The sequence below is a fragment of the Nocardia jejuensis NBRC 103114 genome, from assembly GCF_001613145.1.
GTDB classification, from domain to species: domain Bacteria; phylum Actinomycetota; class Actinomycetes; order Mycobacteriales; family Mycobacteriaceae; genus Nocardia; species Nocardia jejuensis.
The window spans coordinates 1-14,190 of the sequence record NZ_BDBU01000031.1 but is presented as its reverse complement, the minus strand read 5'-3'; the positions used below and the strand labels follow the sequence as shown (position 1 = coordinate 14,190).

At 68.9% G+C, this 14,190-nt stretch carries 10 protein-coding genes; 4 read left to right on the top strand and 6 right to left on the bottom strand.

Annotation, left to right across the window (positions count from 1 at the left end):
- The 3 genes from NJ1_RS24830 to NJ1_RS24820 all read left to right on the top strand — a co-directional run.
- On the top strand, nt 1-1,540 hold a 1,540-nt coding region (locus NJ1_RS24830; protein ID WP_339381074.1), incomplete at its 5' end, for an aldehyde dehydrogenase family protein.
- The gene (locus NJ1_RS24825) at nt 1,541-2,371 is read left to right on the top strand and encodes an SDR family oxidoreductase (protein WP_067698520.1); all 831 of its coding nucleotides are present in this window, start codon (nt 1,541-1,543) and stop codon (nt 2,369-2,371) included.
- A 28-nt stretch (nt 2,372-2,399) separates the two neighbouring features.
- On the top strand, nt 2,400-3,293 hold the full coding sequence (locus tag NJ1_RS24820; protein ID WP_067698524.1) for a PfkB family carbohydrate kinase: 894 nt from the start codon (nt 2,400-2,402) through the stop codon (nt 3,291-3,293).
- Here NJ1_RS24820 and NJ1_RS24815 read toward each other — a convergent pair.
- From NJ1_RS24815 to NJ1_RS24805, 3 genes are all read right to left on the bottom strand, one after another.
- Complete coding sequence (locus NJ1_RS24815) at nt 3,278-3,961, bottom strand: nucleoside/nucleotide kinase family protein (protein ID WP_067698518.1); 684 nt, start codon at nt 3,959-3,961, stop codon at nt 3,278-3,280. The two genes, NJ1_RS24820 and NJ1_RS24815, sit on opposite strands and share 16 nt — an antisense overlap.
- A 119-nt stretch (nt 3,962-4,080) precedes the next feature.
- A complete protein-coding gene (locus NJ1_RS24810) occupies nt 4,081-6,942 on the bottom strand; it encodes a protein kinase domain-containing protein (protein WP_067698516.1) in 2,862 nt (953 codons plus the stop codon).
- Nucleotides 6,943-6,958: 16 nt separating this feature from the next.
- Nucleotides 6,959-9,046, bottom strand: a complete 2,088-nt coding sequence (locus NJ1_RS24805; RefSeq protein WP_422615776.1) for a protein kinase domain-containing protein — start codon at nt 9,044-9,046, stop codon at nt 6,959-6,961.
- A gap of 768 nt (nt 9,047-9,814) precedes the next feature.
- Between NJ1_RS24805 and NJ1_RS24800 the strand changes: the two genes are divergently transcribed.
- Entirely contained in the window at nt 9,815-11,314 is a 1,500-nt protein-coding gene (locus NJ1_RS24800) for an amidase (RefSeq protein WP_084478772.1), read from the top strand.
- Nucleotides 11,315-11,514: 200 nt separating this feature from the next.
- On the opposite strand, the gene NJ1_RS24795 is transcribed toward NJ1_RS24800, so the two are convergent.
- The 3 genes from NJ1_RS24795 to NJ1_RS24785 all read right to left on the bottom strand — a co-directional run.
- Nucleotides 11,515-12,408: a LysR family transcriptional regulator gene (locus NJ1_RS24795; protein WP_067698512.1), complete on the bottom strand. Its 894-nt coding sequence runs from the start codon at nt 12,406-12,408 to the stop codon at nt 11,515-11,517.
- Nucleotides 12,409-12,941: 533 nt separating this feature from the next.
- Entirely contained in the window at nt 12,942-13,496 is a 555-nt protein-coding gene (gene hpt, locus NJ1_RS24790) for a hypoxanthine phosphoribosyltransferase (protein ID WP_067698510.1), read from the bottom strand.
- Nucleotides 13,497-13,512: 16 nt separating this feature from the next.
- Nucleotides 13,513-14,190, bottom strand: a 678-nt coding sequence (locus NJ1_RS24785; protein WP_067698508.1) for a PP-loop family protein, incomplete at its 5' end; no start/stop codon positions are given.

The following is a 14,190-nucleotide window of genomic DNA, read 5'->3' as shown; positions in this document are numbered from 1 at the left end:
CGAGGTCGCGCCGACCGAGATCGAGATTCGCAATCCGGCGACCGGCGAACTGGCGGGCACCGTGCCCATCGACTCCGCCGAGACGGTGGCGGCCAAGGTCCGCGAGCTGCGGGCGCAGCAGCCGGCCTGGGAGGCGATCGGCCCGGAGGGGCGCAAGCAATGGCTGCTAAAACTGCAGGACTGGTTGGTGGACAACACCGATCGGCTCGCGGACGTGCTGCAGTCCGAGACCGGCAAGGCGCGCGTCGACTCGCTCATCGATCCGGCCTTCTCGATCGACCTCACCGGCTACTACGCGCGGCGCGCCGCGAAATTCCTTGCGGACGAACACCCTTCGCCGCACAGCCCGCTGGCCCGGGTGAAGGCGCTGACCACGGTGTTCCGCCCGTACCCGGTGGTCGGTGTGATCACGCCGTGGAACTTCCCGCTGGCCATGCCGGTGATCGATGTGATCCCGGCGCTCGCGGCCGGCGCCGCCGTCATCCTGAAACCGTCCGAGGTGACTCCGCTCTCGGCGCTGGAGCTGGCGCGCGGCTGGCGTGAGATCGGCGCGCCGCCGGTGCTCGAGGTGGTGACCGGCGCGGGTGCGACCGGCGCCGCCGTGGTCGGCAATGCCGACTACATCCAGTTCACCGGCTCCACCGCCACCGGCCGCAAGATCGCGGCCGCGGCCACCGAGCGGATGATCCCGTTCAGCCTGGAGCTGGGCGGCAAGGATCCGGCGATCGTGCTCGCTGACGCGGATCTGGAACGTGCCGCGCACGGCATCGCCTTCGGCGGCATGTTCAATGCCGGTCAGGTGTGCATCTCGGTGGAGCGCGTGTACGTGGAGGCGCCGGTCTACGACGAGTTCCTGCGGAAGCTGACCGCCGCCGTCAAGGAGCTGCGCCAGGGCGTCGACGGCCGGGAACCCAAGTACGACATGGGCGCTCTGGCCAACGAGAACCAGGTGAGCATCGTCGCGCGGCACGTGGACGAGGCCGTGAAGGCGGGCGCGCGGGTGCTCACCGGCGGTGAGCGGACCGGGGTCGGCACGCTGTTCCAGCCGACCGTGCTGGCCGATGTGGACCACACCATGTCGTGCATGACCGAGGAGACCTTCGGCCCGACGCTGCCGGTCATGAAGGTGGCGAACGAGGCCGAAGCCATTGCGCTGGCCAATGATTCGATCTACGGGCTGTCCGCGTCGGTGTGGAGCGCCGACAAGGATCGCGCGGAACGTGTTGCGCGGCAGCTGAACGCGGGCGCGGTGAACATCAACGATGTGTTCGCGAACATGTTCAGCTTCGCGCTGCCCATGGGCGGCTGGGGACAGTCCGGCACCGGGGCGCGTTGGGGCGGGGCGAACGGCGTGCGCAAGTACTGCAAGCAGCAGGCCATCACCCGGCCGATCCTGCCCACTCAGACCAAGGAACCGCTGTGGTTCCCGTATTCGCCGGTCAAGCTGTCGATCGCGATGGGCGCCATGCGCGCGGCCGGTACACGCGGCCTGCGGCGAGTCGATCTGCTCGCCGTTCTCAAGACTGTCAGGGGTAAGTAGATGACCGACTTCGGATCGATCGCCGGCAAGGTGGTCGTCATCACCGGTGGCGCGCGCGGAATCGGCCTGGCCACCGCGACTGCGCTGCAGGCACTGGGCGCGAAGATCGCGATCGGCGACATCGACGAGACGACCTGCAAAGAGTCCGGTGTCGCACGGGGTTTCGAGGTGTACGGCAAGCTGGACGTCACCGATCAGCAGTCGTTCGGCGCGTTCCTGGACGAGGTGGAGTCCCGCCTCGGACCGATCGACGTGCTGATCAACAATGCCGGGATCATGCCCACCGGCCGGGTGGTCGACGAGCCGGACGCCATCACGCACCGCATCCTCGACATCAATGTGTACGGCGTGATCCTGGGATCGAAACTCGCTCTGGCACGGATGCTTCCGCGCGGACGCGGGCACGTCATCAATATCGCCTCGCTGGCGGGTGAGACGCACATCCCCGGTCTGGCCACCTACAACGCCAGCAAGCACGCGGTGCTCGGGTTCACCGACACCCTGCGCGAGGAGTACCACGGCACCGGTCTGCACTTCTCCTCGGTGCTGCCGACGCTCACCAAGACCGAGCTGGGATCGGGCGTGACCGCGCCCAAGGTGCTGCGCCCGGCCGAGCCGGAGGAGATCGCCGACGCGATCGTGAAGCTGATCGTGTCGCCGCGCTCGAAGGTGCGCGTCACGACTGTGGCCGGCCTCATCTCGCAGTTCGTCGGGCTGCTGCCGGAGTCCCTGGGCGACGCGCTGGGCCGGGCGCTGGGAGCACAGAGCGCGTTCCTGGACGACGTGGACGACGACGCCCGCAAGGCGTACGAGAATCGGGTGCGCGAATAATCCCGGGTCGCTGGATATGGTCGGCGGCATGATTTCCCGGGGCGCGGTCTTCGTCGGACTCGCGACGCTCGATCTGTCCTATGCCGTCGACCACTACCCCGACGAGGACAGCAAGACTCAGGCGTCGGACATGTTCCTCGGTGCGGGCGGACCGGCCGCGAACGCGGCCGTGACGTACGCGTTCCTCTCGCGCCGGAACACGCGACTGATCACCGCGCTCGGGAAACATCCACTGGTGGAACCGATTCGCGGTGATCTCGAACAGCACCGGGTGACGCCGGTCGATCTGACACCGGACAGCGTGGTGCAGCCGCCGGTGTCCTCGATCATCGTCGCCACGGACGCGGCGACTCGAACCATCGTGTCGCTGGACGGTTCTCGCGCACGGGTGCCGTTCGATGATGCCGCGTCCGACCATATCGACGGCGCGACAATCGTTCTCGTGGACGGGCACTACGCCGAGCCCTCGCTGCGACTGGCCGAGGCCGCTCGGGCGGCGGGGGTCACGGTCGTGCTCGACGCCGGGCGCTGGCGTCCGGTGCACACCGACCTGCTTCCGCTGATCGATATCGTCATCTGCTCGTCGTCGTTCGTTCCTCCCGGGGCACAAGCCGATTCGACGCGGTCGGTATTCGATCACCTGCACGCGGCCGGGCCGCGTTTGGCCGCGATCACCCACGGCGCGGGCCCCATCGACTATTCGATCGCCGGTAATCGCGGCACGGTCCCGGTCCGGCGCGGCCGGGCCGTGGACACCCTCGGCGCGGGCGATATCCTGCACGGCGCGTTCTGCCACTTCCACACCCGGGGCGAATCCTTCCCGCTGGCGCTGCGGCGGGCGGCCGAAATCGCCACTGCCTCATGTCATCACCTGGGAACAAGGGAGTGGATGCGCCATCATCCGCCTCAGGCGATGCGGTAGGCCCGGCCGTATTTGCGCAGGGTGAGATCGGCTCCGGGCCGGGTGTGCTCGACCAGCCGGGCATTGAGCAGATCGCTCTCGGCCACCTTGAGTTTCGCCGCCTCGAGCGTCCGCCCACCGCGCATATGCCTGCGGATCAGTCGCTTCTCGATGATCGGGCGCGGGACGTCGAGATACCACGTCTCGTCCAGCAGCGGGCGCACCGCGGCCCAGTCGGGATGGGCCGGATCGTCCAGCAGCAGATAGTTCCCCTCGGTGACGATGATCGTCTGACGGTCGAAAACCACTCCACCGGAGACGGGTTCGTGTAATTCCCGCGAGTAGGTCGGCCAGGGGACCGGCTCCGCGAGCGGCGTCTCGCGCACCCTGCGCAGCAGGGCGGCGTACCCGGCCGCGTCGAAGGTGTCGGGCTCGCCCTTGCGCGCGAGATCACCCGCCGCCCGCAATTGCGCGGTGCTGAGATGGAATCCGTCCATCGGAGCGACCTCGGCGATGGGGTACCCGGCCGCGATGTTCAGCTCGTCGCGCACCCCGCGCGCGAGAGTGGATTTCCCGGCCCCCGGCGGTCCCGCGATACCCAGCACGAACCGCCCGGACTTCTCCTGCGCCCGCCGCCGCACGCGCGCCGCCAGCTCCGCGAGCGAGGTTTCGACACTGCCGCGAGTCATCGCTACAACCCTACGGAACAGCACCCGAATTCATTACCGGCTCGCCAGAAACATCGGCCGCTCGGTGACAACTACCTCGCACGCTCGGTGACAACTACCTCGCCCGCTCGGGGTGACTACTACTTCGCGCCCTGCGGAATGGCCCGCGCCAGGGCCAGTAGATCCGCTTCCAGCATCCGGAACAACCGATAGGTCAGGAAGAACGCCAGAATTCCACCGGCACTGAGCCATCGCACCGGGACGATGACCAATTCCAGATCCTCGGTGGAGACGAACGTCGCGGTCGCCACTCCGAGCAACGGCACCGACGCGGCGGCCGCCAGATAGAAATTGCTGCGCCGCGCCAACGCCAGCAGTTGCCCTCTGTCCGCGGCCCCGACCGCGCCGCGCGCCAGCAGCTGCGGATACAGCGAGCGCACCGCGAACACCGTGATCGGAAAGAACGGGTAGGCCAGCGCGATCGCCGCGCACACCAGTTGCGCGGCGAAGAAGTGCGCGAAGGAACCGGGCGGCAGACTGGTGCCCAGGCTTTGCAGGCCGAGGGGCCAGGCCACCCCCGCCAGGATCCACATGCCGAACGGAATCCACACCGTCCACTCCCCCATGTGCAGGGTGTCGGCGCGAGCGCGGGCCAGTTCCCCGACCGAGTACAGGTGCCCGCGCGCGAGCCGATAGGTCACCATCAGGGGCCGCCGCGCCATCCACACCATGAGCAGGGCCGCGATCGGGAACGCGACGGCATTGTTCACCACCGCGACCGTGGCGAACCGGTCCTGATCCGCGGCGGTCAGCCGGTCCACGATCAGGCTCTGATTGAGCCGGATGTTGTAGAGGCTGGCGACCGCGTTGGGCAGGCCGACGCACAGCGCCGCGATCGGCACCGGCCAGCCGCGCAGCCGGGACCGCCAGCTGCTCGGGGGCGGATCCACCAGGTCGCGGGCGCGGGCGTCCAGGCACAGGTCCAGCTGCCCGGCGAGGTCTGAGCCGCTCTGCCAGCGCTGTTCCGGTTCCGGGCTCAGGCATTCCAGCAGCACCCGGCGCAGGGTGGCGGGAGTGTCCGAAGGCAGTGCGGCAAGCGCGGATTCGGGGACACCGGCCAGCCGCCGCGCGACCATCGCGGTGACCAGACGGCTCTCCGGTGTCGTCGGTGAGCCGTCCCGCACATCGGCGCTCGGCTCCACGAACCCGGCTACCGCCGACTCGAGTGTCGCGGACTCGAGCACCGAAAATTCAGCCACGGCCGGTTCGCGCACCGACTCGAGGACCGCGGATTCCGGCCCCGAGGACTCAGCGACTGCGGGTTTGGGCACCGACGACTCGTGGGCCGCGGATTCCGGCACCGACGACCCGGCCCCGGCAGACTCGGGCACCTCGACTTCGAGGACCGCAGGTTGCCGTGTCGCAGACTCGGCCACTGCCGGTTCTGTGGACTCCAGCACCGGGTCGGAGTCATCGTCGAACGGGATTGTGCCGGTGAGCATTTCCCACAGCACCAACCCGAGCGAATAGATGTCACTGCGATTCCCGGGGGCGGGTGCGGTCGGATCGAGCATGGCCGTCAATGCCTCGGGTGAGCGGTACCGCAGGACCTCCGGCCTCTCCCCCGCGCTGCCGCGCCCACTCAGCACGCCGCTCCAATACACCGGTCCCAGCGCGAAATCCGCGAGTTTCGGCACGCCCTCGGCGGTGAATATCACGTTCCCGGGCCGGATGTCGTGATGCGACACCCCTTGCCGCTCCGCGTAATCCAGCGCGGCGGCCAGTCGACGTCCCACCCACGCAACGGTTTCGGGCCAGCTCAGTTCCTCGATCTCGGCCCGCACGCTGGAATCGACGGGGCGGATCTCGCCCTTCGCCTCCATGGCGGCGTCGACGGCGCGCAGCAGCGAACCGCCGTGCAACCCACTGCCGTTCGACGAACCACGGTGCGCGCGCACGCCACTGAGCCGGTCCCGGAACGGGTGCGCCAACGGCGCATCGGGAGCGGGACGCGCGAGGACGGCCGAACCAGCGGGGACCTCCGCGACCGGGAGCGCATCCACGGGTGTGAGTGGATCGGTCGGTATCGGAGCAGCACCCGGCTCGGCGGCGGTGCCGCCCGATGACGATGGGGCGGTGCCGCCCGATGACGATGCGGCCGTGCCGCCCGACGACGATGCGGCCGTGCCGCCCGACGACATTGCGGCGGTGCCGCCCGAGGACCACGCGGCCGTGCCACTCGCTCGAGATGCAGCGGTGCCGCCCGATACCGACTCGGCAGTACCGCCGAACACGCCGGGTGCGCGCAGGCGCGCGAAAAGGTCGGCCGCGGTGCCGCCCGGCAGATACTGCATGTAGAGCAGCCGCAACGGGTTCCCGGTGGTCTGCTCCCGGATCAGGCGCTGATCGAAGACCCGGACGATGTGGTGGTGATCGAGCTGCGCGACGGTGGGGATGTCGCTGTCCGGACCGGCCTCCACCCGGACCGCGACCAGGCGCTGCATGGAGCGCTGCCGGGCCAGGAACATGCGGTGGTGACTGTCGCCGCCGAGATCGGTGAGCAGGTCGAAATCGTCCAGGCGACGGCCGGTTTCGATACCGGCGGGCAGATCGGGCGGCGGAGCGGGGAGAGGGCCGCCGGCGGCGAATCGGCGGCGCACCTCCTCGGCGACCTCGGGGTATTCGGCGGCGAAGGCGTCGACGTCCACGGGCCGGTGGCGGCTCCGCACCAGATATTCGTCGCAGACCAGATCGGCGAATTGCGGGCTGGCGACCACCTCGGGGAATTCCCTGCGGTACTCGGTGATCCGCTTCTCCAGACCGGCCCGCCGCCAGCGCTGGCTCATGTCCACGCGCACCAGATCGGCCAGCACGGACAGGCGGATATCCTCGCCGTCGGGCACATAGCCGGGCAGGTGTGGCGGCTCGTCGCGGTCGCCGCGCAGCGTGGATTCCCAGTCCGCGACGAAGCGCGCGACGGCGTGCGCCGGACGATCGCTCACGAGTCGATACCGGCGTTCACGAGTCGATACCGGCGGGTTCCCCGGTGTCACGCACGGGATGTCCGGGGGATACGACACGTTCCAGCGCCTGCAGATCCGCCTCGAGCGCACGGAACATCACATAGACAGCCACGAAAGCAAGGATCCCACCAACACTCAGCACTCGCACGGCAACGATCACCGTGGGAATGTCGGCGGGCGGAAGGAAGGTCACCCCGGCCACCGCCAGCAGTGGGATCGAGGCCGCAACCGCCAAATATGTGGTGCAGCGGCGGGACAGGCGGTGCAGCCAGATCGCATCCTCGGGGCTGATGTCACCGTGCCGCAGGAACATCGGATAGATGCATCTGACCAGGTAGAACGTCACCAGGAAGAAGGGGTAGGCGACCGCGATCGCGCCGCACACCACCAGCGAGACCACGAAGTGCACCATGCCGCTGACGGGCAGGTCGTCTGCGACCAGGCGCAGCACGATCGGGAAGGTGACGCCCGAAACAGTCCACAGTGAGAACACGACCAGCGATATTCGTTCCCCTGCCAGCAACACATCAGCACGAGCCCGGCGCAGCGTCTCCGCGTCGTAGAGGCGGCCCTTGCGCAGGCCGCGCGGGACCAGGATCACCCGGCGGCACAGATAGACGATGGCCAGCATCCCGAGCGGGAAGAACAGCGCGTTCACCGCCGCCGTGATGAGGGTGAAGGCATTCATGGCCTCGCCGGACAGCCGGCTGACGATCAGCGAGTTGTTGTGCGCGATGTTGTAGATCGAGGCCAGCACGTTCGGCACCCCGACCGACAGGGTGACGATCGGAATCAACCAGGTGCGCAACCGCCGCCGCCAGCTGTGCGGCGGCGGGTCCACCAGGTCTCTGGCGCGCTCGTCCTGGCACATCTCCAGCTGCCGAGCCAGCACGACCCCCGAGCTCCAGCGCTCGTCCCGATCAGGGGCCAGGCACGTGAGCAGCACCCGCAGCAGCGCGGCCGGGCAGTCCGGCGGCACGCGGTCCAGGGCCGCGATGTCGGGCCCGCCGCGGCGGCGCGCGAGCATGGCCTCGAGGGTGGTGCGGTCACCGTGATCGCCGGGACCGGCGGTGCTGTCGTCGAAAGGCTTTGCGCCGGTGAGCAATTCCCACAGCACCACGCCGAGGGAGAAGATGTCGGCGCGGGTGTCCAGGTCCGCCGCGGTGACGGCCTGTCCGGGATGGCAGGCCTCGAGTTGCTCCGGCGACATGTACGAGAGCGAGCCGCCGAAATAGGCGACTGGACTGTCGTTGTCGAGATTGCGGCTGAAACTGATGTTGAAGTCGGCCAGCTTCGGCACGCCCTCCGCGGTGAGCAGGATGTTCGCGGGTTTCACGTCGCGGTGCAGCACGCCGTGCCCGTCGGCGTAGTCGAGGGCCTCGGCGACCCGGCTGCCGAGCCAGGCGACGGTTTCCGGCCAGCTCAGCTCGGCGATCTCGGCGCGCACGCTGGAATCGGTCGGCCGGATCTCGCCCTTCTCCTCCATCGCGGCGTCCACGGCGTCCAGCAGCAGCCGGCCGCTGCGTTCGGCGGCCGGGGTGGCGCGGACCCAGCGCAGCACGCTCAGCAGCGTCCCGCCGGGCAGGAACTGCATGTACAGCAGCCGCAACCGGCGTCCGGATTCGGTGCGGGTGCCCGCCATCAACCGCTGATCGAACACGCGCACGATGTAGTCGTGGTCCAGCTGCGCCAGGGTCTGTGGTTCGGTGCCGTGATCGGCGGAGATCTTCACCGCCACGAGACGCTGCAGGGAGCGCTGCCGGGCCAGGAACACCCGCGCGAAGGCGCCGCTGCCGAGACTGGTGAGCAGATCGAAATCGTCTATGCGCTGGCCGATTTCGATGCGATCGAGCAGTTCCCCGGTCTCCGGCGCGCTCAGCCCGCCGGTGGTGGCGTGGGTCGAGTCGGTCGCCATTCCGGTGAGCTCGGACGGGTCCGCGTGCATGGTGCGCTCGGACGGATCGGGCACGCGCGTGGAGTCGCCGTCCAGGACCGGACGCCGCGTGGAGTCGCCGGTGGGCGCGTTGGTCGATTCGTCGAGGGAGAACCCGGCGCGGGTGGAGTCCTCGGGCCCCGATCCCATCCGGGTGGAGTCACCGAATGTGAAAGCCGCCTGGGTCGCATCCCCGGGCTCCGGGACGAGCGCGGAATTACCGAAACCCGCCCGGGTCGACTCGTCGAGCGGAGAGCGGGCCCGGGTGGAGTCCTGCAGCGCCGCGCGCCGGGTGCTCTGATCCTCGTCGTCGGCATTGAGCAGTTCTCGCAGCTCGGTCGCCTGTTCCGGATATTCGCGCAGGCAGTCGCGGGGATCGACGCGCTCGCCGCTGTGCCGGCGGATGACGAATTCCTCGTACACCAGTCCGGCGGGCAGGTCGCTCGTATCGAGTTCCGGGAACTCCGAACAGTATTCGGTCAGCCGTTTGGGCGGTCGCGGCGGCGTGTCCCCGCCGTCCGCGCCCCGGCGGCGCAGCCAGCGATGCCGCATATCGACCCGGATGAGTTCGAGCAGCGCATCGCGTCGCAGCGTGCCGGCATCGGGCAGGAACTCGGCGATCACCGGTGGCGCGGAACCCGCGTCCCAGGCCGCGGCGAAGGCCGCCACCGCGCCGAATTCCGTTCCGGCCGAATAACGCCCGGAGCGGTGATCGGAACCAGATGTCATACCGCACCCGCCTGGTTCGCTGTGGATCCGTCCGCCGAAACGCCGCATCCACGCTGTCGTCGATCGTCCGCGGCGGATAAAATCCGCCACACCCGACACCATCATCCCCGACCAATTGCCGGAATGATAACTTGCGGCTCAACAGCGGATCACCCGATTTCGAACTCGAGGCGACGGGGGAACACCAGCATGTACGAAGAGGGCACGGCGCTAGCGGACAGTTCGACGATCAAGGACGGCCGGGCGCAGGCGATCGCGCGAGCCGGAGAGACCTCCGAGGAGGTGGCGATGGCGAACATCGCAACCGATTCACAGACCCCATCCGAACCCCAGCCACCCGTGGACACCACCACCGCGACCGGTATCGCGGCAGCTGTGCAGAGCGGCGCGCTGACCCCCGAGCAGGCACTGGACACCGTACTCGAGCGGATCCGGGCCCGTGATCGAAAAGTGCACGCGTTCAGCCTGATTCGCGAGGAGGCGGCCCGCGCCGAAGCCCGCGCGATGGCGGATCGGCCGGAGCTGGACGTACTCCCCCTGGCCGGTGTCCCGATCGCGGTGAAGAACAATATCGACGTCACCGGCGAGGTGACCCGGGGTGGATCGCGGGCCGGGTCCGACAATCCGGCTCAGTACGATCACCCGGTCGTGCGCCGACTACGGTCGGCCGGCGCGGTCATCGTCGGCCTCACCGCGGTTCCCGAATTCGGATTGTGGGGCGTCACCGACACCCCCGAACGCATCACCCGCAGTCCGTGGAACCAGCGCTTCAGCGCGGGTGGGTCCTCGGGTGGATCCGGCGCCGCGGTCGGCGCGGGCCTGGTCCCGGTGGCGCACGGCAACGACGGACTCGGTTCGGTCCGCATTCCGGCCGCCTGCTGCGGCGTGGTCGGCATCAAGCCGGGGCGCGCGCTGGTGCCCTCACAGGTCGGGATCGACTCCTGGGGCGGCATGACCGAAAACGGTGTGCTCGCAACGACTGTCGCCGATGCGGCGCTGGTGCTCTCGGTGCTCGCGGATCGCCCGGATCTGGCCGATCTGGAATCGCCTCCGGCCCTGCGCATCGGCCTGGCCACCGCCTCGCCCGCGCCATTGGTGCGGGTCGATCGCGCCTGGACGGCCGCCGCCGATCTGGCCGCGGCCGCCGCCGTCGCGGCCGGGCACACCGTGGGTGTCGCCGAATTGCCTTATCAGGGAGCCACTTTCGCACTGGCACTGCGCTGGCTCGCGAACGCCGCCAAGGATGCCGCGACCGTCGCGCATCCGGAGCGGCTGCAGCGGCGCACGCGCACCCATGTGGCGCTGGGCAAGTTGGTGCTCAAGAGCGGGCTGATGCGTTCCGCGCAGGTGGACCGGATCGAGGCCCGGCTGCTGGACTACTTCGACAGCTACGGCGTGGTGATCACCCCGACGCTGGCGGCTCCCCCGCCGCGCGCCGGTCGCTGGCACGCGCGCCCGTGGCTGTCGAATGTGGTTGCGAACGTGCGGTACTCGCCGTTCACGCCGCTGTGGAATCTGGTGGGCTGGCCGGCCGTATCGGTGCCGATGGGGCTACACCCCCGCACGGGGACACCGGTGGCGGCGCAGCTGGCCGGGCCGCCCGGAAGCGAATCGACGCTGTTACGCCTGGCCGCCCAGCTCGAGGCCGCGCATCCCTGGCAGCGTGTCGCCCCGGACGCCCGGAGCTGACTCCGGGCGACAACGATTCCACCGATTTCGACAGCTAACCGCCGAGAAGAAGAAACGACGAGAGCCGTCCTGCCAGTGGCAGGACGGCTCTTTCGTGCACCGGCCGATTCGTACTTCGGCCCGTCTCCCGGGCGAGCGGCGGCACTGCCTCCGACTCATTGCCGCCGCCGATCCGGGATCACTGCCGCGGGGTCACGCGGTTACGCGGGCGCCGCCACGACCGGCTCCCGTTCGGCGAAGCCGCCGTCCAGCACGCGCGCCGCGAATTCGAGGATGGTCGGACGATCGTCGTCGGCACGCCACGCGACGGCCAGCTCGCAGGGGGCGAGGCCGGAGACGGGGCGGGCGGTCAGGCCGGGCCAGCGGTACATCGGGACATTGTTCTCGGCCAGCAGGCATACGCCCAGACCCAGGCTGACGGCCTCGAGCCGCTCCTCGGCCGTGGCGGCCTCGGCGCCGATCTTGGCCTGGCGCCCGTTGCGGGCGTCCGCGCCGAGCCAGAAGTCGCGCGCGGCGCCGGCTTCGGCGGGCATCGCGATGAAGGGCTCGTCGAGCAGGTCGGCGAACTCGATGGTCTCGTGACCGGCGAGGGCGTGGTTCTCCGGCAGCAGCACCCAGCGCGGCTCGGTACGCAGCACCTGCCACCGGTAGCGGCTGGAGTCGGGTACCGGCAGCCACATCAGCGCCAGGTCCGCCTGGCGCCCGGCCAGGCCGCTGGACGGGTCCGTCCAGGACGCGGAGTGCAGGGCGAGCCGATGGCCGCTGGCGCTCTCCAGGTCGGTGATCAGCCCGCGCCCGATGGAGGACTGGATGCCGACGCGCAGCACCTCGCCCGCCTCCTGCAGGGCCACGTTGGTGACCTCCCAGAGTTCCAGGATCTTGCGGGCACCCTCGAGCAGTTCCTTACCGGCGACGGTCAGGGCCACACTGCGCTGATTACGGTCGAACAGGACCACATCGAGCTGACGCTCCAGCTGACGAATCTGCCGGGAGAGGGTGGGTTGAGCGATGTGCAGCCGTTGGGCTGCGTTGGTGAAGTGAAGTTCCTCAGCGACGGCGACGAAATACCGCAGGTCGCGCAAATGCGGGTCCATAGCCCCTTGCTATCAGAATCGGTCTTGAATTACCAGCCGTATCCGACCCGAAAGTTTGCAATCGACTCGGAAAACAGCCATCAGGTTTGTTACAGACAGCATAGGACCAGCCGGAAACATTCCGGTAACCGGCACCGCGAACTCCTGGCCATTCACGGACGAATCACCCCCTCCCGGCCATGCGGACATTTGACCAGCCGTAACCCACGCCACCCCGGACCCCTGCCGCCACCGGCCGTCCGCCCCCGCCGCCGCCCAGCTACGACCGCCGGTCGACAGCTTCACAACCACCGAACAGGGTGAGTGAGTTTCATCACATCAGCGATGAAAACAGTCCCACGCGATACCGCGGGCACATTTGAGACACGAGTCGCAGTAGCGCCGTTCAGAGGCGACGCCTCGGCAGTCGAGCGCTCGAAGTCGAGCGCTCCGCGAACTCAGGGGTGAAGCCCGCGGGTCGTCCCGGGAGTTCGAGGACGCGGGTGCACGGTCCTGGACGCTCCCGGCGTTCGGCGGCGCACCCCGAGAGTTGCCTACCCGCCGTAGACCTTCGGATCGAGGGTGCCGATGTACGGCAGATCGCGGTAGCGCTCGGCGTAGTCCAGGCCGTAACCCACCACGAACTCGTTCGGGATGTCGAAACCGACCGCCATCACGTCCACCTGGGTGCGCAGCGCGTCCGGCTTGCGCAGCAGGGTCACGACCTCCAGCGAGGCCGGATTGCGGCTGGACAGGTTGCGCAGCAGCCACGACAGCGTGAGACCGGAGTCGATGATGTCCTCGACGATCAGCACGTTGCGCCCGGCGATGTCCTTGTCCAGGTCCTTCATGATCCGCACGACGCCCGACGACGAGGTCGAGGACCCGTACGAGGAGACGGCCATGAACTCCATCTGCGTCGGCACGGTGAGCTTCTTCGCCAGGTCGGTCATGAAGAAGATGGCTCCCTTGAGCACTCCGACCAGCAGCAGATCCCCCTCCGGGGAGTCGGCCGGGTATCGCTTGGCGACCAGGGCCGCGAGCTCGTCGATCTTTTCCGCGATCTCGTCTTCGCTGATCAGCACCGACGCGATGTCATCCCCGTACACGTGCGCTGGTTTCCCTTCAACGATGATGTCGAGCCCGGTCGAGTTCGACATGGTCCGAGCCAAGTATGAGGGTGCCATGTTCACGCGCGGCAACCAACCTGGTCCCGCTGATCGAACCGCCCACCGCGACCCCGCCCTGTCCACGCCACTGCGTGACCAGCGCGTCCACGGCTCGTAAATTGCTGTCCGTCAATGATTTTGCGCCGTGCTCGAGCAACCAGGCGCGAATGGCTCGTCGGCGCAGCGCCGAATCCGCAGTGGCGAGCGTCTCGATCGAGAGCCCCTCGCCATCACGAGACCGCTCCAGCAAACTTTCGGCGAGCGAATCGAGCAGGGTTCCGTCCTCGCGCAGTTGCTCGGCGGTCCGGGCCAGCGCCGCGGCCGCTCCGCCGCCGAGCACCTCCTCCAGCAGCGGCAGCACCTCGGTCCGCAGCCGCACCCGGGTGAACTCCGGGGAGCTGTTGTGCGGATCCTCGTACGGGGTCAGCCCGAGGTCCGCGCACAACTGCCGGGTCACCTCGCGCCGCACCCCGAGCAGCGGTCGACCCCAGGGGTCCGCGTACGCGGTCATGCCCTGGATCGAGCGTCCGCCCGAGCCGCGCGCCAACCCCAGCAGCACGGTCTCGGCCTGATCGTCGAGGGTGTGCCCGAGCAGCACCGGCAGACCCGCCCGCGCGTCGTCCAGCGCCGCGTA

Bases quoted from the DNA above. Each gene is read 5' to 3' on its own strand.
- NJ1_RS24795 (WP_067698512.1), bottom strand. From the start codon at position 12,408: ATGGACCCGCATTTGCGCGACCTGCGGTATTTCGTCGCCGTCGCTGAG.
- NJ1_RS24825 (WP_067698520.1), top strand. From the start codon at position 1,541: ATGACCGACTTCGGATCGATCGCCGGCAAGGTGGTCGTCATCACCGGT.
- NJ1_RS24820 (WP_067698524.1), top strand. From the start codon at position 2,400: ATGATTTCCCGGGGCGCGGTCTTCGTCGGACTCGCGACGCTCGATCTG.
- NJ1_RS24805 (WP_422615776.1), bottom strand. From the start codon at position 9,046: ATGGGATCGGGGCCCGAGGACTCCACCCGCGCCGGGTTCTCCCTCGAC.
- NJ1_RS24815 (WP_067698518.1), bottom strand. From the start codon at position 3,961: ATGACTCGCGGCAGTGTCGAAACCTCGCTCGCGGAGCTGGCGGCGCGC.
- NJ1_RS24800 (WP_084478772.1), top strand. From the start codon at position 9,815: ATGTACGAAGAGGGCACGGCGCTAGCGGACAGTTCGACGATCAAGGAC.